This window comes from Nitrospiraceae bacterium (assembly GCA_019637075.1).
In the GTDB taxonomy this organism is placed as follows: domain Bacteria; phylum Nitrospirota; class Nitrospiria; order Nitrospirales; family Nitrospiraceae; genus JAHBWI01.
Genome location: JAHBWI010000009.1, coordinates 54,506 through 77,630, shown reverse-complemented (window position 1 = coordinate 77,630; position 23,125 = coordinate 54,506). Strand labels below are relative to the sequence as shown.

Sequence of the window (23,125 nt, the reverse complement as noted above, 5' to 3'; positions counted from 1 at the left end):
TGGCGGTCATGCAGTTTTTGTGGGGCTACGTCGAGCAGGTCGTCAGTCGCCTGGGGATTCCCTTAGAAGCGGAGACGCCGTTGTTCTGGTCGAGTTGGGGACGTCGCGGGATGGGGAAAACCCGGCAACCGATGACGGGGAAAAACATCTGGCGATTGGCCAAAGTCTATGGCCGGATGATCGGCGCGCCGATGCTGAAGCCCCATGACCTGCGGCACGGGGTCGCGATGGAAGTCTACGCGCAGCACCATGATCTCGAAGAAGTACGCGCACTCCTAGGCCATGCGCGCATCGATACGACGCAGATCTACGCACGCATTCGTCCGCCGCAATTGAAGCACACGGTGGGATTTTACGAGGAACGCGCGAGCCGACTGTTGAGCACGACGATCACGGAGCGAAAACTGGTTTAAGGAACATTCGGAAGTTCCTTAAACCGGGAAGGAAAATCTTCAACAATTTCAAAGTGGTGGTCCCAACGGGATTCGAACCCGTGTTTGATTGACAGTCTCGCTTGCCCGGCCTATAGTCCCATACAGCATCACGTTCAGCTCCACGTCGACGGCGTCGCCGGTGATGCGATGTCAAGGGGTAGCCTTCCATGTGGATGCGACTCGTCCTTCCCTGCCTCGCTCTCAGCCTGCTGGCCGTTTCGGCTCAAGCAAAGGTGTATCAATGTTCGGGAAAGAGCGGCACGCCGGTCCTGACCGACCGTCCCGGCGGATTGGAAGGCTGCGTGCCGGTCGACACCCTCGCGCCGACCATCCCGTCCGGTTTTATCGCGCCGCCGGAAACAGCGACGGTAGCGGCTCAGCCGGAACTGCCCATGCCCATGGCGTCGCCGGCTCCGTACACAGGCCCGATCGATCATCTGCCTCCGCCTCCGAGTGCGTCGCAGCCGGCTGCGCAGGAACATCCCGAATCGAGTGGGTGTTCTCCGCGCGTCAATCCGTTGAATCCGTTCGCCGGCGTGAATTGCTCACCCAGCAAGGACACCTCGACTCCGTCGAAGAAGCCCTAGTCTCCTCGCTCCGTCTCCTGTTTGATTGACTCTCCCCCAAGCGATTCATATAATGCCGATCAGTGTCGTTTGAGCTGATCCGACAAGCACTTATGCCCGCTTTCTCCTGCGACTCCGTCACCCGCACCCTGCAGAACCTCCGCAGCGCGTTCAGCCATGCCTTTGCGGTCCCCGTCGACCGGGCGGACTTCACGGAGGACGAACTGCATCTTATCGATCGGATCGCGGATGCGGTCGTATCCCGCGGCATGGCCGCTCCGGCCGTGTTGTTTCTCGATTCGATGGGGCCCATGAATTTTCTCGGCAGCCAGGCGCTTCATTTCCTAACCCCGATCCTTGATTGCGCCTTCGATGCGGGAGACCTCGACCGGATCGCGCAGTTACTGGAGCGACGCAACGCCGTCAGCCGCCTCAGCGCAGCCATCGAAGCCCGTTCCGCCGGCCAAGGAGTCTCCGCGCAATGACCCACACGGGCCACGCGGGAGCGGCGCCGCCGGCCGGACGCCCCCTTAACGTCATCGTCGCCACCGACTGCGGCAGCACCACCACCAAAGCCATCTTGATCGAAAAAGTCGGAGACCAATACCGGCAAACCTATCGCGGCGAGGCACCGACCACCGTGGAGGCTCCGTTCGAGGACGTCACCAGGGGAGTGCTCAATGCCATTGCCGAGATCGAGGAACTGTCGGGACGCAAGATCCTGGACGGGGAACGGATCATCACCCCGAATCACGTCGCGCAGGGTGATCCCAAGACCGGCGTGGACATCTACATCTCGACCAGCAGCGCGGGCGGCGGCCTTCAGATGATGGTCACCGGCGTGGTCCAGAACATGACCGGGGAAAGCGCCCAACGGGCGGCCTTGGGCGCCGGCGCAATCGTCATCGACGTCCTGGCCTCGAACGACGGCCGCTTACCCTACGAGAAAATCGAGCGCATCCGCGCGATGCGTCCGGACATGATCCTCATGTCCGGCGGTACCGACGGCGGAGCGGTCACCCACGTCGTGGAGATGGCCGAATATGTGGCTGCGGCCGAGCCGCGCCCGCGTTTCGGCAGCACCTTCAAGCTCCCTCTGATTTATGCAGGCAACAAGGACGCCCAGCCGCAGGTGAAAAGGATCCTCGGCGAAAAGACCGCGCTGGAGATGACCGAGAACATCAGGCCGGTGCTCGAGCGGGAAAACCTCGGTCCGGCTCGCGACAAAATCCACGATCTCTTTCTCGAGCACGTGATGCAACAGGCGCCTGGCTACAAGAAGTTGATCGACATGGCCGGCGCGCCGATCATGCCGACGCCGGCTGCCGTCGGGGTCATCATGGAGACCATCGCGAAGCGCGAAGGGATCAACCTTATCGGCGTGGATATCGGCGGCGCGACCACCGACGTGTTCTCCGTCTTCGGCGGCATCTTCAACCGCACGGTCAGCGCCAACCTCGGCATGTCGTACAGTATTTCGAACGTGCTGGCCGAGGCCGGACTGGCCAACATCATGCGGTGGGTCCCCTTCACGATCGACGAGCAGACCCTGCGCAACCGCATCAAGAACAAGATGGTCCGGCCGACGACGATTCCCCAAACTCTCGACGAATTGCAGATCGAGCATGCCATTGCACGTGAGGCCCTGCGGCTGGCGCTGATTCATCACAAGTCCCTCGCGACGGGGCTGAAGGGTATCCAGCAGGAACGCACGATCTCCGACGTCTTCGAGCAGCAGACGAGCGGAAAAACGCTGATCGACCTGGCGAAGCTCAACTTGATCGTCGGCAGCGGCGGCATCCTGTCGCACGCGCCGCGCCGCGTGCAGTCGATGCTGCTCATGGTCGATGCCTATGAGCCATTGGGATTCACGACCCTCTCGGTGGACAGCATCTTCATGATGCCGCATCTGGGCGTGCTGTCGACCATCAACGAACAGGCCGCGACGGACGTGTTCGTGCGCGATTGCATGATCTATCTCGGCACCTGTATCGCCCCGATCGGCCAAGGCAAAGACGGCGAGCGCTGCGTCGAGTACGAGCTGACCGTTGCCGGCGGCGCACGCGAGCAGGGGACGCTCAATTTCGGCGAGCTCAAGCTGATCGCGCTGACCCGCGAACAGGAGGCGACCATCACGCTGCAGCCGGCCAAGCAGGTGGACGTCGGTGCAGGCGCGGGACAGTCGGTCACGAAAAAGGTTCAGGGTGGCGTGGTGGGCCTGCTGCTCGACGCGCGGGGACGCCCCTTGCAGTTGCCGAGCGATCAAGCCGCCCGCGTCGCTGCACTCACGAAATGGTTCAACGCGGTTGATCTGTATCCCAAGGCGACTCCCGAGGTTGCTCAAAATGCCCTGTAGCAAGGCCGCAGGGCATGAGAACCCCGAGACGTACTCAGAAGATCCTACGTCGAAGGGATCGAGTAACCAAGAACACCGCTAGAAGGCATGTTCAGCGACCGATATGGCGCATTCCTACACACCAGGATTAACCGTCACCGACCGGGCGACCGTCCTCCGGCGGCGCATTCTGCCGTTGCCCGGCACGGTGCTGGCGAAGGTCGGCGACGAGGTGCGGGCTGCCACGCCGGTCGCGCGCGCGGAGCTGCCGGGGAAGGTAATGCCGCTCAATCTGGCCAATCAACTCGGGATCGCGCCGGATGAGATCAAGGAGTACCTGGTCAAGAAAGAAGGCGATCCGGTTCAAAAGGACGACATCCTGGCCGAGAACAAGCCGCTCATCAAGTGGTTCAAGACCGAGATCCGCTCGCCGATCACCGGCAAGGTCGAATCCCTCTCCACGATCACCGGGCAGGTCCTGTTGCGGGAACCGCCGCGCGTGCTGGAGATCCGGGCCTATGTCGATGGCCGCGTGACCGAGGTCCATCCGCAGCAGGGCGTCACGGTCGAAACGACCTGCAGTCTCGTGCAGGGGATCTTCGGGATCGGGGGAGAGACCAACGGGGAACTCGTCATGGCCGCAACCGCGCCGGACCAACCGTTGGGACCTGAGCATTTGAAGCCGGACATGAAGGGCAAGATCGTCGTGGGCGGGAGCTTCCTGTCCGCCGCGACCATGATGAAAGCGAAGGAACTGGGCATCCTCGGTCTGGTCGTCGGCGGCATCCACGACAAGGATCTGCGGGCGCTGCTGGGATACGACTTGGGCGTAGCCATCACCGGCACCGAGCAGGTGGGCTTCACGTTGATCCTCACCGAAGGCTTCGGAACGATCCCGATGGCCGCGAAGACCTTTGCGCTCTTGTCCGCGCATCGAGGCCAGATGGCGTCGATTTCCGGGGCGACCCAAATCCGTGCCGGCGTCATCAGACCCGAGATCATCATTCCGCAAACCGCGACGGGGAACGGCAGCCAGACGGTCCGGTCGCAGAGGGAAGGCATCCAGATCGGCGATCCGGTTCGCATCATCCGTGATCCCCTGTTCGGTCAGATCGGCGAGGTCGCCGGCCTGCCTTCAGAGCTGCGCAAGATTCCCACGGAAAGCGAAGTGCGGGTGCTGGAGGTTCGCTTCCCCGACGGCCGCACCGCCGTCATTCCGCGAGCGAACATCGAAGTCATCGAGGGGGCGTGATCGTGAAACGCGACTCGTTGAACGGAAGACCCCGGACGAGAGACGACAGCCGGCGACCTGCCTGGCCCTGGTGGCTCTGCGCCCTCCTCGGCGTAGCGTTGGGCGTGGACCTCGAAGGCTTGTTAGTCCCTGCGCAGGCAGCCATTGCTCCCCCCCAACAGGTTCGGGCAATGGATACCCCCAGCGACGAGGGCGAAAGTCTGAGCGTCCTCTGGGCCCCGATGGCAGGGGAAACAGCGGGAGACCGCTATCAGGTGTTGCTTGCGGAAGGGGCTGCACCGGCGGATCCGGCGGCCTGGAAAGTCGCGGCGGAATTTCCCGCCAACACGCACTACGTCCGCAACGTGAAGAGCGGCTGGTGGACCAGGGCCGGAGCGCCTGAGGAACATTTGGCCTTAGTGAAGAACGGCAAAGGCGTGGAGCTGAAGCGCGGCACCGCGTACACCGTGACCGTCGCGCTGGTGCATGAGCAGGAGCGAGCGATCGCCCCTGCGGTGACCGCCGTTCCCGAAGCCAACTGGATGAACTGGAACCAGTTGAACAATTTGCTGCTCGCCCTCTTGTTCGGCGCGATTGTCTTTTACGCGATCAATTTGGCTAAACGGAAAGACATCTTCCTCCGCCGCATCCCCGGACTCGACGCCGTGGACGAAGCGATCGGGCGCGCCACCGAGTTAGGCAAGCCGGTGCTCTACATGACGGGCGCCCATGACATGAACGATCCCTCGACGATCGCCGCGGCGGTCATTCTGGGGCGCGTCGCCAAACGGGCCGCCTCCTACGAAACCGAACTGCTGGTTCCGCATCGCGAGCCGATCACCATGGCCGTCTGCCAGGAGATCACCAAGCAGGCCTATCTCGAAGCGGGCAAGCCGGATCTCTTCAAGGACGACGCCAACTTTTTCATCACCAGCGATCAATTCAGTTACACCGCAGCGGTAGACGGCATCATGCTCCGCCGGAAACCGGCGGCGAATTTCTTCATGGGCTCCTACTTCGCCGAGTCGCTGTTGCTGACGGAAACCGGCGCCAGCACCGGCGCGATCCAAATCGCCGGGACCGATTCCGACCACCAGCTGCCGTTCTTCGTGACGACTTGCGACTATACGTTGATCGGCGAGGAACTCTACGCAGCCAGCGCCTATCTCTCGAAAGAACCGATCCAGATCGGCACGCTGCGAGGCCAGGATATCGGGAAGGCCTTCATCCTCTGCATCATCGGCATCGGGACCGCGCTCGCCACGTTGGCCGTGGTGACCGGCGCGACCTGGCCACAGTATCTCTTGGACATCTTCAAGGATCTGAAATGATCTTTCTGCGACGACAACTGCCGCTGCTCATCACGATGGTCACGGGGCTCGTGTTCGCGACCCAGTATTACGTGCCGCACCCGGCTTCCGAGCAGCTCCTGACATCGGTGACCAAATGGTTGCAGATCATCGGCGGCTTCGCGCTGGTGTTGGGTGTCACCAGCCTCTTCCACCTCCATGCGGCCAAGATCAGGCGCAAGGAAGCGGGGTGGGGCTACAGCCTCGTGCTCTACGTCGGCATGCTCGGCACGATCACCGTCGGCCTCCTCAGCGGCGGCAAGGAAAGCGTCGAGGGCGCGATGACCGCTTTCGGCTGGGTCTATTCCTTCATGCTGGTGCCGTTGCAGGGGACGATGTTCGCGATCCTCGCCTTCTTCATCGCATCCGCGGCCTATCGGTCGTTCCGCGCGCGTAGCCGCGAAGCGGCCGTGTTGCTGATCGCCGCGGTGATCGTGATGATGGGGCGCGTGCCGCTCGGTGAATACATCCTCCCGATCAGCGGCGACATTTCCGGCTGGATCTTGAACGTGCTGAACGCCGCCGTCCGCCGCGCCATTCTGATCGGCGTCAGCCTCGGCGCCGTCGCCCTGTCCTTCAAGATCATCTTCGGCGTCGAGCGCTCCTACCTGGGCGGAGGCAAGGAATAACGTGAGACGGCCTTTCCCTGCGAGAGACGCTTCACGCTTCACGAGGCACGCCCAATGACGCTTGCCGAGCGCATGCTCCGCATCGACCGCCGGATCATCTTCCTGGTGATCGGGCTCTGCACGCTCATACCGTTGCTCTTCCCGGTGGGCCTGCCGATCAAGATTTCCGCGGAAGTGCGAGGAGTCTACGACTACATCGACGCGCTGCCGGAACGCTCCGTGTTCCTGCTGTCGCTCGATTTCGATCCCGCCTCCAAGCCGGAACTCTATCCGCAAGCGGTGGCGATCCTTCGCCACGCCTTCAAGAAGAACCTGCGCGTGGTTGCCATGACGCTCTGGGTGTCCGGCACCGGCCTGGCCGATCAGATCTTGACCCACGCGGCGAAGGAAGCGGGCAAGGAAAACGGAAAGGACTACGTGTTCCTGGGCTGGAGCCCCGGCGGCAGCGCCGTCATCCTGAACATGGGGCAGGACCTCTACAACGCCTTTCCAGCCGACTACGGCGGCAAACCGACCAAGGGCCTTCCGGTCCTGGCCGGCGTACAAAACCTGCGCGACGTGACCTACGCGGTCAGCCTCGGAGCCGGCAACCCCGGCGTGGAAGCCTGGTACGTGTTCGGCAAGGACAAATATAAGTTCGAACTGGGCGGCGGCTGTACCGGCGTGATCGCGCCTGGTCTGTACCCGCTGCTGCGAAGCGGCCAGATCAACGGCTTGATCGGCGGCCTGCGCGGCGCGGCCGAGTACGAAACCTTGATCGGGCAGAAGGGGAGGGCCGTGGCCGGCATGGATGCGCAATCCGCCACCCACATGGCCATCATCGTCCTGGTCGTGATCTGCAATGTGTTTTATTTTTCTCTGCGGCGGCAAAAGGGATAGCACTGTGACAGGGAGTGCCCATGTCGTTTGAAGTCATGCTCGGCGCCTGGATCGCCACCGGTTTGACGCTGTTTATCTTCTCGTTTCTCTATGAAGATAACCCGCTCTTCAAGCTGGCCGAACATCTGTACGTCGGCGTGTCGCTGGGCTACACGATCGTCAAGGCCTACGACACCGTCGTGATGACGCTGATCGTGCGCCCGATCGTGGACAAGGGCGAATGGTCGCTGCTCATACCGGTCGCCATCGGCACGTTGATGCTGACCCGCTACGTACCGAAAGCGGCTTGGCTATCCCGTTATGCCTTTGCCTTCATCGTAGGCGTCGGCGCCGGGCTTGCCATCCCGCGAACCATTTCGTCGTTCATCCTGAAACAAATCGAAGATACGGTCAGGCCGTTGCTGACCACGACGCCGGATCAAGGTGTGACCTTTTCGATGACCCTGCTCAGCCCGGCCAGCAACCTGAATGCGATCATCATCCTGCTGGGCGTCGTCTCGGTGCTGTTTTATTTTTTCTTCTCGGTCGAACACACGGGGCCGGGGAGGGCGGTGGCGCGCGCTGGCATCCTGTTCCTGATGATTTCGTTCGGCGCCGCGTTCGGCTATACCGTCATGGCCCGTATGTCCCTGCTCATCGGACGGCTGACCGACTTGATTGAGTATTCCGACGCCTCCTATGGGCGGCCTACGCTGTGGCTGCTCATTCTCACCGTCGCCACCCTGATCGTCCTAGCCCGCCGCCACAAGGCCCACCCGCCGGAACAGTAGTGCGAGGAGCCAGGTGGCGGTTCGTGAAGCGTCGTTCGAACGCTCCACCGGCATCACGTTCCGTCCAGCGGCCATACGCTGTCCTCCCCCACGAGATACGCTTCACGCACCACGAGATACATCCCCCCAGCCTGTTGCGCTTCCGAAGTCTGCCTCGTTAGAATGCCTCCCCATGGAACAGACTCCCACGGCCACGGCCAAAGATCCGAAGCAATATCCGCTGCTGCGTAACCTCCAGTTCTCGTCGCTCAAAGAGGGCGAAGAACAATACATCGTGCTCTGGGACCCGAGCGGCTTGAGCAAGGAACGGCTCGTCATTCCCTTGAGCTATTTCTTTATCGTGCAACATTTCGACGGGGAACACACGATCACGGACATCGTCGGCATCTACCTGAAACGCTTCGGCGAATTCCTGATGCCCAACAAGGTCGAACAGCTCCTGGCGGACCTGGATGCCAAGCTGTTTCTCGAAGGGGAACGGGCCGAGGCGGCGAAGCATCAGGCGCTGGAAGAGTATCGCCGAACTCCGACTCGAGTGGCAGCCTTTGCCGGGCGGAGCTATGAAGCGGACGCGGGGAAACTGCGCGCGCAGATCAAGGGGTTTTTCACGTCCAAAGAAGGGCCGGAGATCAAGCCCTCGACCCATGCGGGCCAGCCGATCAAGGGGCTCGTGGCGCCGACCTACGAAGTGAAACAGGCCGGTCCTATCTATGCCTGGGGCTACAAGGAGTTGCAGGAGGCCCAACAGCCGGATCTCTACGTGCTCGTGGGAACGGCCTACTCAGGTCTTGAGCACCCGGTGGCCGTGAGCGACAAGGATTTCGAAACGCCCTTGGGCGTGGTTCCGGTGGAGCGCAGCGTGACCGACCGGCTGCGCGCCGAGCTCCCCTCGGCCTTTGCCGAAGAACTCGCGCACCGCAACGAACATGCCCTCGAATTCCAACTGCCGTTCCTGCAGGAAATCGTCGGGCGCAACAAACCCTTCACGATCGTTCCCATCCTGACGTCCTTTTCAGCCATGAGCCTGAGTGATCCCCAGGTGAAGGCCGAAGTCGAGACGTTTCTCCAGGCGCTCAAAGACTCGCTGGATGACTCCGGAAAGACCTACTGCATCGTGGCAGGAGCCGAATTGGCCCACATCGGCATGCGGTATGGAGACAACGCCCCTCCGACGGACTTCTCGTTCCACCGTTGCATGCAAATCGATCTCGAGATGCTGAAGCACGTCGAAAACCGCCAGCCGGACGAGTTCGCGGCCTTCATCCAAAAGGAAAAGGACCAGCGGCGCATCTCGGGCTTCTCACCCATCTATACGCTCTTGCGCTTGATCCACGCCGAATCCGGCGAAGTGCTGCGCTATGACCGCGGCATTACGGATCAGTACAACTCGACGGTGACATACGCCAGCATCGCTTTTTTCTAAGCAGCGCGTAGGGCGTATGGCCTATAGCGAATAGCGAGCCCCAGAGCTCGGACGGACCTCGTTGATCGTTTCCCTCTCTTTGCTGCAGCCTTGTTGGAGGACCCGTTTGGGCTGCCTCAGGCAGCGCGGACGTCCATGCCTCGTACGCCTCGGCCCTTCGTTCGCTGCGGCCTTGGTGTGACACAAACTGCTTCCTTCCACCATCTCTTTTCCATTTAGAGAGAGGGATCGACCAAGCGCACGGCTTGGCCGGTGGCCTCCAGCACGCGCTGCCACACTTCGCCGTTGGGATTGAGCCTGCGGGATTCGGCGGTGATGAGCGGCAGCGGGACATGCGTGAAATGGCGGTTCCAAAATCCGACGGCCATGTTCGTCCGCCCCGTCATGCCGGCATGGACGGCGTGCTGGCCGAGGACGAGACAAAACTCCGCGTCCACCGAGTTTGCAGGCAAGCTGCGGATCGTATAGCTGGGATCGATGTACTTGAGCGTGAAATTGATCCCAAAAGCCCCGAGGTGGTATTCGACCTGCCGTTGGAGAAACCCGCCGATATCGTTCAGCCGGACGTTGCCTGACGCATCGCGGGCCGGTTCGCCCGGCCAGTCCAGCAGGGATTGCCCGGCTCCCTCGGCCACGACGAGGACCGCATGGTGTTTTTCGTGCAGGCGGCGGATCAGCGCGTGCAAGAGCCCGCCTTCCCCATCCAACTGAAACGGGACTTCAGGGACGAGGCAAAAGTTCACATCGTTATTGGCCAGGGTGGCATGGGCGGCGATATAGCCTGAATGGCGGCCCATGAGTTTCACCAGCCCGATCCCGTTGTAATGCCCCCTCGCTTCGTCATGGGCGGCCACAATCGCCGTATCGGCGGCGGCCACTGCCGTGGCAAACCCGAACGAACGCTCCACCCAGGGCAAATCGTTGTCGATCGTCTTGGGGATGCAGATCACGCCGATCGGGAGGCGGCGCCGTGCGATCGCCTCGCAGAGGGCGGCCGCGCCCTTCATCGTGCCGTCGCCACCGATCGCGAAGAGAATGTCCACGCCATGCTGCACCAACATGTCGACCATAGCCTCAGGGTCTTGGGGGCCGCGCGAGGTGCCCAGGATCGTCCCCCCGTGCCGATGGATGAGCTGGACGCTCTGCGGGGAGAGGGAGAGGGGCTCGTCGGGAGCTTTGGGAGCGAGCCCGGCGAATCCGTAGCGAAAGCCCAGAATGCGGCGGACCTTATAGCCGTAGTGCAGTTCCATGACGATGGAGCGGATCACGTTGTTCAACCCCGGCGATAACCCGCCGCAGGTCACGATGCCGCAGGTGAGCTGGAGGGGATTGAAGAAAATCCGTTCCCTGGGGCCGGCGGTTTCGAAGGCTGGCAGGGGCCGGCCCTTGCGGAGGAACGGCTCGGCTTCGTCGAGGGTCGAGCACACGAGAATGCGCAGGTCGTCGCTGAGAAACGGTGCGCCTCGTCCTTCCATGGGCGAGGGCAACGTGCAAGGGCCGAGGGTATCGACGGTCAATTGGCTATGCTCAGGAATAGACATGGTTCGGTGCTGTCTGCCGGTGGTAAATTATGGTTCTGCCTCAGGGTTGTCGCGTATCAGCCGTGAGGGGTTTCGCGGGGGCGAGAATACGGTGTGCGGGAGGTGGAGTCAATATGAGGCAAGAAATGGCGGCAAGACGCATGTCGGGCCAAAACACATGATGGACCAAGACTCCGGCGTTTAGACGACGTGGGCACCCCATCCGGCAGGACCACGCCTCAATCGCGGTTTCATTGACACAACATCTTTCCTCTGACACAAGATGATTTCTGACACCATTTCTTTGCACCATTTTTTCTCGAGCAGGCGATCACGAAACAGTACGGCCAGGAATTTCTTGAGCGACTCACACGCTGGGGCCAGTGATCTCATCCATTGATGACGGGACAATCCCATGGCGCAACGCTATCCCGAACTCTCCGACGCGCATATCCAATTCATCGCCAGACAGAAGATCTTCTTTGTCGGTACCGCGACGGCGGAGGGCCGGGTGAACGTGTCGCCAAGGACATGGATTCACCGTCGTCCGCCGGCGTGATCCTCACTGGCAGGAACTCGTCTCGTGCTTTCCTCCGCTCCCCGGTGCACGGCAAGTCTTCGACGTGACGCTCGATCTCGTGCAAACCTCCTGCGGCATGGCGGTGCCCGCTCTCTCCTACGTCGGCGACCGTGAGTTGCTGAACGAATGGGCCGACAAGCGAGGCGAGGAGGGGTTGCGGAGCTATTGGAAAGAGAAGGACCAGCTCAGCCTCGCCGGCCTTCCCACCCATATCCTCGATCGAGAGAGTGAGAACCTGTGAATGGAACAAGGGGGCTAGAGTGGTTGTGTGAAGTGGCTTGAATGTTCCTTCCGAGCTTGCTCGCAGGTGTTCTCGAAGGGCGGTCTGGTTGATCCTCGGGTGCGCACGTCGAACGACTGGAATCTTTCGGATTCAGTCGACTTCTCGTTTGGATGGGGAGGGTGCGGAAGATGCCTGCGCTCTCGATCTGTACACTATAGGCTATAAGCCATTCGCCATATGCTCTTGGCCAGCCATCGGCTATTCCTTGACCGTCACCTTCATCTCAATCGGCTCGATCGGGTTGTCCCGCTCGTCACGCGCCACCTTGACGATGAGGTCGAGGATTTCGATTCCGCGGAAGATTTCTCCGAAGACCGAATAGCGCCGATCCAGCCCGCTGTTGTCGGCCAGGCAGATGAAGAACTGGGAGCCATTGTCGTTGAAGTCGCGGGTGCTGTTGCCGTCGCGCGGCATCTTCGCCATCGAAATCGCGCCACGTTTGTGGGGCCGGTCGTTGGGCTCCGGATTGAGAAAGAACCCTGGTCCGCCCGTACCGTATAGCGCCCGGTCCGGCTGCTTGCTCAAGGGATCGCCGCCCTGGATGATGAAGCCCGGCACGACGCGATGGAACAGGGTCCCATCGTAGAAGCCCATCTTGGCCAGGCTGATGAAATTGTCCACGTGGCGAGGGGCATCGTCCGGGTAGAACCGAATCTTGATCTCGCCGAACTTCGTCACGATCGTGGCGCGGGGGTCTTTCTTTTGGAATTGCATGCTCATACCGACGAATCTAACAGGGTCGAGGTTTCAGCGGCAAGGGGCGCTCCCTCGCCGAGCATCGATCTCACAGCTTGGCTATGGACCTACCGGCCGGGCTGCCGGTTGAGCTCCTGGGTCGGGTCGATGCGAGTCCAGAGCAGGCAGCCGACCAGCGCAATGCCCGAAGCACACAACAGCGCGGCCGTCCATCCCCATTGATGCGCGAGCCACGGCGTAAGGCTCGGGGAGATCGCGCCGCCGATGTTGGCCCCCATGTTCATGATGCCGGACAACGTCCCGGCATGAGTTTTCGAGAGGTCCGTCGGTACGCTCCAATAGGCGCCGACGGTAAAATAGAGTAGACCAGCCCCCAGCGAGAGACAGCCGATCGCCGCGAGGTGCGACTCGGCCCAGGCACCGGCCGCGATCAGGGCGCCGGCGAGTCCCATCCCGCCCATGCCCACATACATCCTGGCCTTTCTGATCCCCATGACCGGCATGAGCCGATCCGTGACCCAGCCGCCCAACGGGCAGAAGCAGAGGATCGCCAGGAACGGCAGCGAGGCGAGCCAGCCGCTCCGCAAGACATCGAACCCACGCACATTCACCAGGTAGAGATAGAACCAGGACATATAGATGTAGGCCACGTAGCCCAGGCAGGCGTAACTCATCACCAGCCAGCGCACGGTCGAACTGGCGGCGAATCGGCGCCAGGGTACCGTCCTGCTCTGCGCAAGCGAGGGACCGCTTTCCGGCGATCGAGGCTCTCGCGAGCCCATCCACCAGACCAGCGCTACGACGAGACCGACGAGGGCCGAGCCGTAGAAGACCGTCTGCCATCCGAAATTGACCATGATCCAGGAGGCGAGGGGGGGGGTGATGGCGGCGCCGACCCCGATGCCGCCGATGGCGATCCCGATGCCGATACCCCGGTGCTCGGGCGGAATCCTGTCGGCCACCGCGCGATTAAAGTTGGGAAGGGCGACCGCTTCGCCCACGCCAAGCAGAAAGCGCACCAGCGCGAAGGTGCCGGCGGTCCCGAGCCAGGATACGATTCCGAAGGTCGCGGCGGTCGCGGTCATGGCGGTGAAGATCGACCACCAGATCAAGGCCCCGGTCAGGACGACTCGCGCGCCCCAGCGGTCCCCCAACCAGCCGCCGGGGATTTGGCAGAGGGCATACCCGAAGACGAAGGCTGAAAACACGTAGCCCATGTCCTGGTCGGTCAGCCCGTAGGCCGGCATCATCTGCCGCGCCGTTACCGAGATATTCACGCGGTCGACGTACGTCACGACGCTGATGACGAACAGCAGGCCGACCACCGCCCAGCTGCCGCGACTGTTCTGCTGTCCGTCCGTCACTCGATCTGTGACTCCCTGAACCGCTGCACTGCGCGGCGGTTCGATCGCTCGCCGCCTCTGCGCCGCGCGGGAAGGCGAAGCGGCATTATAGACGGCTCACGCCGCGGTCTCCAGCCGTCGCCGTTTGACCGCCCCAAGGGATCGACTGTATGGATTTCACCGCAGTCCATCCGGTATTATCAAAAATTACGACCCCTTATGCTGCTGGAGGTGGAGTGACGGTTCGACCCCGCTGGCTGGTGCTCTCGCTTCTCGCGGTTCTCATCCTGGGTGTGCTGTTCCTGTTTTATTCCCGCGAGCTCACCGGCACCGACTACCTCAAGGAATTCTTCCTCCAGCAGTTGGAGGCGAGCCTCCGCCGAAAGATCGAGGTCGACCGGATCAAGCTCGTGCTGCTGCCGAGCCTGCGTCTGGAACTAACCTCCGTCGGCATCTACGGTCACGACGACCCGACCCATCAAGTCTTCGAAGCGAAGAAAATCGACATCGTCTTGCGCCTGTTCCCCCTCCTGAAACGCCAGGTAGTGGCGAAACGGCTCTATATTGAAGAACCGACCGTCACGCTGCTCCGCAATCGCTCGGGCCATTGGAATGTGCTGGCGGGCCTGCCGACCTCGACCAAAGATGAGTCCGCCTATCTGATGTTCAGCCGCCTGCTGCAAATCCGCGAGGCGACGATTCAGAACGGCCACATCACCGTCACCGACGAGGCCAGACCGGACGGCATCCGGACCGCGAAACTGGAACAGGTGGAAGTGGCGCTTAAGGTCTACCCCGGCAAGGCGCAGGGCGATCTCCACCTGTCGGCCTCGCTGCCCGCCGACAAGGACCCATCGGCCTTTTCCCTCACCGGCACGATCGCCCTCAGCGAATCGTCCTCCACGTTCTCGGCCGAGGAGCCCTACTCGGTACGGCCGGCGTTTCAATTCGAAGGCGCGATCGAGGCGGCCAACTTGCGCCTCCGCGAACTCGCCGATTTCTTCGGTCCCAGACCGGTCCCGGCGCAATTGCAGGGGGGCGCGAACCTCAAGAGTCATATCAGGGTCGCTCCCGGTGTCGCAGGCTACGACGTCGTTTTGTCGGATGTGACGGCCAACGTGGATCAACTTGCGGTGACGGGCAAGGCCAACCTCGCCGGGCTGCTCACCTCACAGCCGACGTTTTCCGTGACCTTCACATCGCCCTCGCTCGATTTGGAAAGTCTTTTCGACCGGTTTCCCGCCCAGTGGGTCCATCCCCAGTTGCCCGCGATCGTCGCGCAGCGCCAACTCGGCGGCACAGTCGAAATCCTGTCCGCGACGCTCACGGGGGCGACCGAGCCAACGCCGCAACTCTCGCTGACCGGCGACTTTCGCGTCGAAAAGGGCCGAGCGTTGATCGGCGACGATCGGGTCCCGACGCAGGACCTGTCCGCGACGATTTCGGTGGAACCGGGACGCATTCGCGTCGGCAAGGTGACGGGAGCCTACGGCGCGCTGCAAATCACCGACGGCAAGGCCGTCGTGTCGTTTTTGGAGACCGGTCCCTGGATGGAATTGGACGTGACCGGCAACATGACGGCGGCCGAGCTCGTGAAGTTCTTGCTCAAGACCATTCGCGGCGACCGTTTGACGTCGTTGCTGGCGCAATCTCGAGACATCGAGGGACAGGCGCGACCCACCTTCCGTTTGGTCGGCCCGCTCGACAAGCCCGGCGGCATCACCTTCGCGGGAGGAGAGGTCGCGGCCACGCAGGTCAGCCTCATCAATCCGTCGCTGCCGCAACGGCTCACCGCGCTGCAGGGACGGATCGTCTTCTCGCAGACGGGCGGGGCGCAGTTCGATCAGGTCACGGCGAACCTCGGCGACACGCAGCTCCAATTCAACGGCATGATCACGGGCGGCACCCCCAGCCTGTTCGAGGATTTCGTGATCAGGGCCAAGGGCAACGCGGCCCAGCTTCGCCAAATGGTCTCGGCGGGAACATTCCCCGATGATTTGCTCTCCGGCATTCTAGCCGCGAAGGTGCAACTCTCCGGCCCTTCGGGGGCTCCGCATGTGCGGGGGGACATCAACCTGAACGAGGCCAAGCTCGTGCTGCCCTCCGTCGGGGAGAAGCCGCCCGGCACGCCGGCCGCGTTGGAGATCGAGGGAGACATCGCCCGCGGAGCCGGCATGACCATCACGCGCCTCGAACTATTGGTGCCGCCCCTGCGCTTACCGCTCAAGGGCCGGATCACGCTGGGCGAACGGTTCACGATCGATGCGGAGCTGGCCTCCGGCACCGTCTCGCTCTCGAGCTTGCCGGAATGGATCTACAAGGGCGGGCTCGAGGCAGGGAATCTCGAAATCTCCATGGACGTGAAGGGGAGCGACGCGGACTGGAAGAGCTGGCGCACCGGCGGCTGGCTGGCCTTGACCAACGGCTTGATGACGGCCAAGGGCGTGGACGGCCCGGTCGAAGACATTTATCTCCGTTTGAAGTTCTCGAAGAACATTGCCGACATCAAACAGCTTTCGTTCCGTATCAAGGACAGCGACGTCAGCTTGACCGGCGCGATGAAAAACTGGACCACCAAACCGGTGATCGCGGTCAAACTCGAATCCTCGCAAATGGATATCGACCTGCTGATCCCGAAGGGCGAACGATCGCCGGTGCGGGAGTTCCTGGAGATGCTGGCCTCCACCAGCCAAGTCAGCGCCACCGCGACGATTGAAAAGGGCATCTACAAACACCTGCGCTTCGGGTCGCTGTCCGGCCGCCTCACGATTCAGGACGGCATGCTCGACCTGGATCGCGTCGTGGGCCAGTCCGGCACGGGACAGATCGCCGGGCGCCTCGTCGTCCGGCTGCCCAAGGGCCAGCCGGCTGAAACCGAATCGTCGGTGCGCATGACGGGGATTCCCTTCGATGCGCTGCTCCCGTTGCTCGGCGCGCAGGATCGGTCCGTCACGGGGGATGTGAAATTGACCGGCATGCTGACCGGCCACGGCCGCAACCCACACGGCGTCTTGCCCACCCTGAACGGCAAGACGGAATTGGTGGCGCAAGAAGGCCGCATTCTCAAAACGGAAAAGCGCGCGATCTGGAAAATCATCTCGATCCTGAATTTGCCGGCGGTCCTGCAGGGCAAAGTGGATCTCGAAAAAGACGGTCTGCAATACAACCGGATGACCGCCACGATCACGATGCAAAACGGGATGATGAAGACGCAGAACCTCATCATCGACAGTCCCGTGCTGAAAATTTCCGCCGCCGGCACCTACGACATGCCGACCGATCAGCTCGACATGGTCTGGGCGGTCAGCCCCTTCGGGTCCTATTCGCAATTTCTGAAATCAATTCCGCTGTTCGGGCGGCTGGTGGCGGGAGATCGCAAAGGGCTCGCGACTGCGCTCTTCCAAGTGAAGGGGCCGATCGAAGATCCGCAGGTCACGTACATGCCGATGAAGTCGTTCACAACCGGCCTCACCGGCGTCGCGCAATTGGCGTTCGACCTGCTGAAGAATACCGTGATGCTCCCGGTCGATATCCTCAGCCCGCAGGAAGAAAAAGAACCGCTGTTCGATCCGTCGTTGGAATTGAAGACACCGCCCGCTCCGCCTCCTCAAGTGTTGCAACCGAGCGCGCCGGCGCCGGCCTCGCCTTGACCACCCTCAGGGCGCGTGATAGCATCCGATCAAGACGACCGCACAGATCTATGACGACCTCTCCATCGCCGTCAGCACACCAATCACCCGACGCTACCCTCTTCATCGCCGCCAGCGAGAGCGATTCCAATTTGTTCTATGCGACGCGCTTCATGGCGCCCGATCCCTTCGTGTACCTTGAGTTGAAAGGGGAGCGCCTGATGGTCATGAGCGACCTCGAGGTGGACCGAGCCAAGCACCAGGCGACGGTCGACCGGGTCGTCAGCTATTCCGAAATCGAGCGGCAAGCCAAAGCCGAGGGGGTAGCGGAGCCCGGGACGGTGGACGTCGTGCATCAGCTCTTAAAGCAGGCGGGAGTCACCGAGGTTCTCGTCCCCTCGACCTTTCCCTTTCTGCACGCGCAACGCCTGCAGGAGCTCGGCTATAGACTCCGCACGAGGCGTGAACCGTTTTATGAACAGCGCGTCGTGAAGTCCGCCGAAGAAGTCCGCCACATCGAAGCGGCACAGCGGGCCACCGAATCGGCCGTCGCAGCGGCGCACGACTCGCTCCGCCGGGCCGAGATCCGCAACAATCAACTGTGGCTGGATGGGGCCGTCCTCACGTCGGAACGGGTCAAGCAGCTCATCAACGTGAAGCTTATGGAATGCAACTGCGTCGCCCAGCACACGATCGTGGCTGGCGGGGAGCAGGCCTGCGATCCTCACGATGAAGGAAGCGGCCCCTTACCGGCCCATCGCAGCATCATCTTCGACGTGTTCCCGCGCTCCGCCGGTTCGCGCTATTTTGCCGACATGTCACGCACGGTCATCCGCGGTGAGGTTTCGCCGGAACTCAAGCGCCTCTACCGGACCGTCAAGGATGCGCAGGAAGAGGCCATCACCAAGATCCGCGACGGCGCCGACGGGGCCAAGATCCATCAAGGCATTTGCGACCGGTTCGAAAAAGCCGGCTACCGCACCGGCCCGGTGAACGGCCGCATGCAGGGCTATTTCCATGGAACCGGCCACGGAGTAGGGCTCGACATTCACGAAGCGCCCCGCATCAGCCGAACCGGTTCGATCCTCCAGGAAGGACACGTCGTCACGGTGGAGCCGGGTCTCTACTATCCCGGATTGGGCGCCGTGCGTATCGAGGATATGGTCCTCGTGACCAAAGACGGTTGCCGCAACCTGACGAACTATCCCAAAGTGTTCGAGCTCGGGTAGCGACTCGGCGGCTTCCTCGCGTTTCACGTTTGACGCTTCACGTTTCACGTAACCATGCGCCTGACCTTCACCATTCGCCGATTCAATCCCGAGACCGATCGCAACCCGCACGAAGAGGACTATCGCCTCGACGTGGGGCGCGGCATGACGGTCCTCGAAGCGTTGATTCGCATCAAGAACGAACAGGACGGCGCGTTGTCGTTGCGCTACTCCTGCCGGTCGGCGATCTGCGGGTCCTGCGCGATGCAGATCAACGGCTCGGAGAAACTCGCCTGCCGCACCTCGATCCGCAAAGAACTCGAGCGTCACGGCCGGATCACCATCGCGCCGCTCCCGAACCTGCCGGTGATCAAGGACCTGGTCGTGGACATGTCCCACTTCTGGGAGAAGATCCGGGCGGTCACTCCGTGGCTGGGCGAGACCTCGCACCCCACGAAGCGGTACGGGCCGAGCGGTCAACTGCGACTCAAGCCGGAAAGCTATCACTTCCATAACGTCGATGCCTGCATCATGTGCGGCGCCTGCGTCGGCGCCTGTACGTCGCATGCCGTGTCGCCGGGATTCCTCGGGCCGGCGGCCTTGGCCAAGTCGGAGCGGTTCCTCGCCGATCCGCGCGAGCCAGGCCCCTCGAAACATCGGCGGCTCGTCGCGCTGCAGGGCCAGGACGGCATTTGGGATTGCACGCGCTGCAACATGTGCGTGCAGGTCTGCCCGAAGGACGTGCAGCCCATGGAGGCGATCATCCGCTTGCGCCGGGCCTCCCTTCAGCACAACTTAAAAGTCGAGGAGGGCGCGCGCCACATCACCGGCTTCGTAGACCTCGTGCACCATGAAGGCCGCTTGAATGAAGCTTTGATGCCGCTCAAGGTGGTGGGGACGAAGCCGAAGCGGCTGCTGCATGTGTTACCGCTCGGGATTCGCATGTTCTTCAAGGGCAAAGTGCCCTTTCCTTTCGGCCATACCATTCCAGGAATCGAACAGATCCGCGCGCTCTTCTCCACCGTTCGCCGGCGTACTCCCCGGGCGTGACCATGGGCGCGGGCTTTACCTTTCTCGACGACGTCGCCTTGGCCGACATGGCCTTCGACGCCACGGGAGACGATCCCCAGCAACTGTTTGAGGCCGCCACGCAGGCGCTCATCGAAAGCCTTGCCGATCCCTGTACAGTCCTCCCGCTCTGGCACGAATCCGTCACGTTGGAAGCAGCGGACCTCGCCGACCTCCTGTTTGACTGGCTCAATCAACTGGTGTACCTGAAGGATGCGCGCGCGGTCGTCTTCCGTGAGATACGCCTGTCCCTGGAACGACCGGAAACCGCTCACGTCTGGCGGCTACAGGCTCAGATTTCCGGCGCGCCGGTCGACGCGACGACGCAGGAGCTCCGCTCGGATGTGAAGGGCGTGACGAAACATCTCTACGCGGTCGTGCAGGAAGGCGGGGCCTGGAGAGCCCGCGTGGTGTTGGACGTATGAAACTCAATACCGGCATGAAGGTCGTCAAGATCGACGACCAGATTTGGGAAATCCCGCCGAGTGAAAAGGCCGGCATGCTCGTGCCGGCCCGGATCTATGCGACCGAGGGCATCCTGACCGCGATGGACAGCGGCGTGTTCGACCAGGTCACGAATGTCGCCTGTCTGCCCGGCATCAGGCGCTACGCGCTCTGCATGCCGGACGGCCATTGGGGCTATGGGTTTCCCATCGGCGGCGTCGCCGCGTTCGATCTCGAGGCCGGCGTGATCTCGCCGGGCGGGGTCGGGTATGACGTGAACTGCGGTATGCGGCTCATCCGCACGGATCTGACACTGCAGGACGTGCAGCCCAAGATCGAACCGCTGATGACGGAACTCTTCCACCGAGTCCCTGCGGGAGTGGGCTCGCGCGGCTTCGTCAACCTGTCGCGGCAAGAATTTCCCGAGGTGATGCGGCAGGGCGCCCGTTGGTGCGTCGCCAAGGGCTACGGGTGGCACGAAGACCTCGAACGCATCGAGCAGGGCGGTTGCTTGGAGGGTGCCGATCCGGCGTGCGTCAGCGACCACGCGATCGAGCGCGGCATCAATCAGCTGGGCACATTGGGATCGGGCAACCACTATCTGGAAGTGCAGGTCGTCTCGGATGATCGGATTTTCGATCGCGACACCGCCGCCGCCTTGGGGCTGTTCGGTCGCAACCAAATCGTGGTGATGGTCCATTGCGGATCGCGGGGGTTCGGGCATCAGGTGGCAAGCGACTACTTGAAGGTATTCGAGAAAGCCATGCGCCGGTACGGCATCACCGTGCCGGATCAACAGCTGGCCTGCGCGCCGTTTCGTTCTCCCGAAGGACGTGACTACTTCGCCGGCATGAATTGCGCGGCCAACACTGCCTTTGCCAATCGCCAGGTGATCACGCACCAGATTCGCGCGGCCTTCAGCGCCGTCTTCGGGCAATCGGCCGAAGCGCTCGGGATGCAGCTCGTCTACGACGTCGCGCATAACATCGCCAAGGTCGAGCGCTACCGGGACGGTGAGTTACTGGTGCATCGCAAAGGTTCGACGCGAGCCTTCGGTCCCGGCAGCCCGGAGTTGCCGGAACTCTACCGCCGTACCGGGCAACCTGTGATTTGCGGCGGCTCGATGGAGACAGGATCCTATCTGCTGGTGGGCACCGATCGGGCGATGCGCGACACATTCGGCTCCACCATGCACGGATCGGGACGCACGATGTCGCGCGCGCAGGCGAAGCGTGCCGTTCGCGGCGACCAACTCCTGAAAGATATGAAATCGCGCGGGATTCTCGTCAAGGCCGTCTCTATGTCGGGCCTCGCCGAAGAAGCGGGATTTGCCTACAAGAACATTTCCGAAGTGGTGGAAACCGTCGACCGCGCCGGAATCACAAAAAAAGTGGCGGAATTGCGACCGATCGGCAATATAAAGGGCTGACACAGACCCTGAATTGTTCCGGACGGTCATGGATCATCGCCGGCACCCTCGATTCGCTGTCCAATTCCGCAGTTCGTTCAGCTCAGCCAACCTGGTCGGCGGGGAGGGGAGTCTCCTCGACCTGTCCCTCCGTGGCTGCCGCATCTTCAGCACCACCGCGGTCCTGCCTGGAACCACGCTCCAACTTCAGGTGCACCTGTCTGAGAACGCGCCTCCGCTCACGATCGACCAAGGCATCGTCCGCTGGTGCCGGGACAAACACTTCGGTCTCGAATTCTCCACGCTCAAACCGGATGAATGGGCCCGGCTCCAGCAGACTGTGAAGGTGCTCGAGCAGCAACCCTATGAGCAGGGCGAGGAGACCTGACCCCGGTCGGAGCGCCGCGTTCTCCGTCGATCCAACACCCCCGAACAAAATCTCGAATCTGCTGTTGGGATCGGCATTTTCTGATACGCTGAACCGGTGACCTAGTACCGGCGAGGCTCGGTTTTCTAAGGAGGCATGGATATGGTGCGTGCCCGCAATCCGGCATCGAAATTCCCTCAGACATTTTTGCCGGCGCTCCTGATCAGCGTCGCGCTGTCCGTGTTGTGCTCCGGAGCCCTCTACTATCTGTTGGCTCGGCAAGACCTGGCCATTGTGACGACGCACAACGAGGCGCTGGATCGCGCCGCCGACGAGAAGGCCCGCGCCGTCACCCGCACCTTTGCCTGGTTCACCGAAATGCTCCTGGGCGAGAACCTGACCGATGTGCAACGCGCGATCGACATCCACTTGCGGGAAGTCGGCGTGCTCGATGCCGCCGTGATTGCCGAAAACAACGTCATTGTCGCCGCCAAATCTCCCGACGCAGTAGGACGGCGGCTTCAGGACAGCGCCTGGATGTCGGCCAGGACGACGCAAAGTGAAGTGGTCTCACGGGGAATCGAAGTGGGGCGTCCGGCCGTCGTCGTCGTCGAGCCCCTCCGTGACCGGGACCATGTCGTAGCCTGGGTGCGTGTGGTCTATGCGTTGCCGCAGGATTATGCCACGGTGCGTTCCGCAGACGACCTTGCGGCACAGGTGGCCATATACACGCTTCCGCTGTTGCTGCTCAGCACGCTGCTGCTCGTGTTGGCCATGCGGGGAATGCTCTCGCAGGTGCGGATGGCTATCGCGAAGGTCATCATGGAGGCCTTCGAATCCCACAAAATCGACAAGGCCGCCGATTCGCGCATGCCCCGCCTGGGATAGTGTGTGACGCTCGGGAATCCGCCACCTGATCACCCTGCCAGGGCATCTTCAGACCGCTGCCGGAAGCCGTTATTT

At 62.2% G+C, this 23,125-nt stretch carries 22 protein-coding genes; 19 read left to right on the top strand and 3 right to left on the bottom strand.

Translation table 11 applies throughout. The annotated features are described in order from the left end of the window. The 10 genes from KF814_18160 to amrB form a co-directional block, all read left to right on the top strand. Positions 1–413, top strand: a 413-nt coding sequence (locus KF814_18160; protein MBX3238075.1) for a tyrosine-type recombinase/integrase, incomplete at its 5' end; no start/stop codon positions are given. Positions 414–601: 188 nt separating this feature from the next. Next, positions 602–1,021 (top strand): hypothetical protein, encoded by a 420-nt coding sequence (locus KF814_18155; protein ID MBX3238074.1) that lies wholly within the window; start codon positions 602–604, stop codon positions 1,019–1,021. Positions 1,022–1,113: 92 nt separating this feature from the next. Further along, entirely contained in the window at positions 1,114–1,485 is a 372-nt protein-coding gene (locus tag KF814_18150; GenBank protein ID MBX3238073.1) for a hypothetical protein, read from the top strand. Beyond that, positions 1,482–3,356 carry a glutamate mutase L gene (locus tag KF814_18145; GenBank protein MBX3238072.1) on the top strand — a complete coding sequence of 625 codons (1,875 nt, stop codon included), beginning with the start codon at positions 1,482–1,484 and terminating at the stop codon, positions 3,354–3,356. The genes KF814_18150 and KF814_18145 overlap by 4 nt, the downstream gene beginning before the upstream one ends. A 103-nt stretch (positions 3,357–3,459) precedes the next feature. Continuing rightward, positions 3,460–4,587 carry a hypothetical protein gene (locus tag KF814_18140; GenBank protein ID MBX3238071.1) on the top strand — a complete coding sequence of 376 codons (1,128 nt, stop codon included), beginning with the start codon at positions 3,460–3,462 and terminating at the stop codon, positions 4,585–4,587. Positions 4,588–4,589: 2 nt separating this feature from the next. Beyond that, the gene (locus KF814_18135; protein ID MBX3238070.1) at positions 4,590–5,897 is read left to right on the top strand and encodes a hypothetical protein; all 1,308 of its coding nucleotides are present in this window, start codon (positions 4,590–4,592) and stop codon (positions 5,895–5,897) included. Further along, a complete protein-coding gene (locus KF814_18130; protein MBX3238069.1) occupies positions 5,894–6,544 on the top strand; it encodes a hypothetical protein in 651 nt (216 codons plus the stop codon). The genes KF814_18135 and KF814_18130 overlap by 4 nt, the downstream gene beginning before the upstream one ends. Before the next feature lie 54 nt (positions 6,545–6,598). Further along, complete coding sequence (locus KF814_18125; protein ID MBX3238068.1) at positions 6,599–7,423, top strand: hypothetical protein; 825 nt, start codon at positions 6,599–6,601, stop codon at positions 7,421–7,423. Positions 7,424–7,437: 14 nt separating this feature from the next. Further along, entirely contained in the window at positions 7,438–8,193 is a 756-nt protein-coding gene (locus KF814_18120; GenBank protein ID MBX3238067.1) for a hypothetical protein, read from the top strand. A 172-nt stretch (positions 8,194–8,365) separates the two neighbouring features. Next, on the top strand, positions 8,366–9,616 hold the full coding sequence (gene amrB, locus KF814_18115) for an AmmeMemoRadiSam system protein B (GenBank protein ID MBX3238066.1): 1,251 nt from the start codon (positions 8,366–8,368) through the stop codon (positions 9,614–9,616). A gap of 215 nt (positions 9,617–9,831) precedes the next feature. Here the strand turns inward: amrB and KF814_18110 are convergent, their stop codons facing one another. Continuing rightward, positions 9,832–11,157 carry an ATP-dependent 6-phosphofructokinase gene (locus KF814_18110; protein ID MBX3238065.1) on the bottom strand — a complete coding sequence of 442 codons (1,326 nt, stop codon included), beginning with the start codon at positions 11,155–11,157 and terminating at the stop codon, positions 9,832–9,834. Between the two features lie 394 nt (positions 11,158–11,551). On the opposite strand from KF814_18110, the gene KF814_18105 reads away from it, so the two are divergent. Together KF814_18105 and KF814_18100 are read left to right on the top strand one after the other, a co-directional pair. Then, positions 11,552–11,695, top strand: coding sequence for a pyridoxamine 5'-phosphate oxidase family protein (locus KF814_18105; protein MBX3238064.1), 144 nt, complete (start codon positions 11,552–11,554; stop codon positions 11,693–11,695). 64 nt (positions 11,696–11,759) lie between these two features. Then, positions 11,760–11,957 carry a hypothetical protein gene (locus KF814_18100; GenBank protein ID MBX3238063.1) on the top strand — a complete coding sequence of 66 codons (198 nt, stop codon included), beginning with the start codon at positions 11,760–11,762 and terminating at the stop codon, positions 11,955–11,957. Positions 11,958–12,197: 240 nt separating this feature from the next. Here the strand turns inward: KF814_18100 and KF814_18095 are convergent, their stop codons facing one another. Both KF814_18095 and KF814_18090 read right to left on the bottom strand, forming a co-directional pair. Further along, positions 12,198–12,719: a peptidylprolyl isomerase gene (locus KF814_18095; protein MBX3238062.1), complete on the bottom strand. Its 522-nt coding sequence runs from the start codon at positions 12,717–12,719 to the stop codon at positions 12,198–12,200. Positions 12,720–12,802: 83 nt separating this feature from the next. Then, positions 12,803–14,059 carry an MFS transporter gene (locus tag KF814_18090; GenBank protein ID MBX3238061.1) on the bottom strand — a complete coding sequence of 419 codons (1,257 nt, stop codon included), beginning with the start codon at positions 14,057–14,059 and terminating at the stop codon, positions 12,803–12,805. A gap of 215 nt (positions 14,060–14,274) precedes the next feature. Between KF814_18090 and KF814_18085 the strand changes: the two genes are divergently transcribed. The 7 genes from KF814_18085 (at position 14,275) to KF814_18055 (ending at position 23,050) form a co-directional block, all read left to right on the top strand. Further along, positions 14,275–17,688: an AsmA-like C-terminal domain-containing protein gene (locus KF814_18085; GenBank protein ID MBX3238060.1), complete on the top strand. Its 3,414-nt coding sequence runs from the start codon at positions 14,275–14,277 to the stop codon at positions 17,686–17,688. 50 nt (positions 17,689–17,738) lie between these two features. Further along, the gene (locus KF814_18080; GenBank protein ID MBX3238059.1) at positions 17,739–18,896 is read left to right on the top strand and encodes an aminopeptidase P family protein; all 1,158 of its coding nucleotides are present in this window, start codon (positions 17,739–17,741) and stop codon (positions 18,894–18,896) included. A gap of 54 nt (positions 18,897–18,950) precedes the next feature. Then, on the top strand, positions 18,951–19,925 hold the full coding sequence (gene sdhB, locus KF814_18075) for a succinate dehydrogenase iron-sulfur subunit (protein ID MBX3238058.1): 975 nt from the start codon (positions 18,951–18,953) through the stop codon (positions 19,923–19,925). 2 nt (positions 19,926–19,927) lie between these two features. Continuing rightward, positions 19,928–20,368 (top strand): archease, encoded by a 441-nt coding sequence (locus tag KF814_18070; GenBank protein ID MBX3238057.1) that lies wholly within the window; start codon positions 19,928–19,930, stop codon positions 20,366–20,368. After that, complete coding sequence (locus KF814_18065) at positions 20,365–21,816, top strand: RtcB family protein (GenBank protein MBX3238056.1); 1,452 nt, start codon at positions 20,365–20,367, stop codon at positions 21,814–21,816. Before KF814_18070 ends, KF814_18065 begins: the two co-directional genes overlap by 4 nt. Positions 21,817–21,844: 28 nt before the next feature. Then, positions 21,845–22,183 carry a PilZ domain-containing protein gene (locus KF814_18060; GenBank protein ID MBX3238055.1) on the top strand — a complete coding sequence of 113 codons (339 nt, stop codon included), beginning with the start codon at positions 21,845–21,847 and terminating at the stop codon, positions 22,181–22,183. A 141-nt stretch (positions 22,184–22,324) separates the two neighbouring features. Then, entirely contained in the window at positions 22,325–23,050 is a 726-nt protein-coding gene (locus KF814_18055) for a hypothetical protein (GenBank protein MBX3238054.1), read from the top strand. Positions 23,051–23,125 lie beyond the last annotated feature (75 nt).

Excerpts from the sequence above, each read along its gene's own strand:
- KF814_18155 (MBX3238074.1), top strand. The coding sequence starts at position 602 with ATGTGGATGCGACTCGTCCTTCCCTGCCTCGCTCTCAGCCTGCTGGCC.
- KF814_18150 (MBX3238073.1), top strand. The coding sequence starts at position 1,114 with ATGCCCGCTTTCTCCTGCGACTCCGTCACCCGCACCCTGCAGAACCTC.
- KF814_18145 (MBX3238072.1), top strand. The coding sequence starts at position 1,482 with ATGACCCACACGGGCCACGCGGGAGCGGCGCCGCCGGCCGGACGCCCC.
- KF814_18140 (MBX3238071.1), top strand. The coding sequence starts at position 3,460 with ATGGCGCATTCCTACACACCAGGATTAACCGTCACCGACCGGGCGACC.
- KF814_18130 (MBX3238069.1), top strand. The coding sequence starts at position 5,894 with ATGATCTTTCTGCGACGACAACTGCCGCTGCTCATCACGATGGTCACG.
- KF814_18125 (MBX3238068.1), top strand. The coding sequence starts at position 6,599 with ATGACGCTTGCCGAGCGCATGCTCCGCATCGACCGCCGGATCATCTTC.
- amrB (MBX3238066.1), top strand. The coding sequence starts at position 8,366 with ATGGAACAGACTCCCACGGCCACGGCCAAAGATCCGAAGCAATATCCG.
- KF814_18110 (MBX3238065.1), bottom strand. The coding sequence starts at position 11,157 with ATGTCTATTCCTGAGCATAGCCAATTGACCGTCGATACCCTCGGCCCT.
- KF814_18105 (MBX3238064.1), top strand. The coding sequence starts at position 11,552 with ATGGCGCAACGCTATCCCGAACTCTCCGACGCGCATATCCAATTCATC.
- KF814_18095 (MBX3238062.1), bottom strand. The coding sequence starts at position 12,719 with ATGAGCATGCAATTCCAAAAGAAAGACCCCCGCGCCACGATCGTGACG.
- KF814_18080 (MBX3238059.1), top strand. The coding sequence starts at position 17,739 with ATGACGACCTCTCCATCGCCGTCAGCACACCAATCACCCGACGCTACC.
- sdhB (MBX3238058.1), top strand. The coding sequence starts at position 18,951 with ATGCGCCTGACCTTCACCATTCGCCGATTCAATCCCGAGACCGATCGC.
- KF814_18070 (MBX3238057.1), top strand. The coding sequence starts at position 19,928 with ATGGGCGCGGGCTTTACCTTTCTCGACGACGTCGCCTTGGCCGACATG.
- KF814_18065 (MBX3238056.1), top strand. The coding sequence starts at position 20,365 with ATGAAACTCAATACCGGCATGAAGGTCGTCAAGATCGACGACCAGATT.
- KF814_18060 (MBX3238055.1), top strand. The coding sequence starts at position 21,845 with ATGGATCATCGCCGGCACCCTCGATTCGCTGTCCAATTCCGCAGTTCG.
- KF814_18055 (MBX3238054.1), top strand. The coding sequence starts at position 22,325 with ATGGTGCGTGCCCGCAATCCGGCATCGAAATTCCCTCAGACATTTTTG.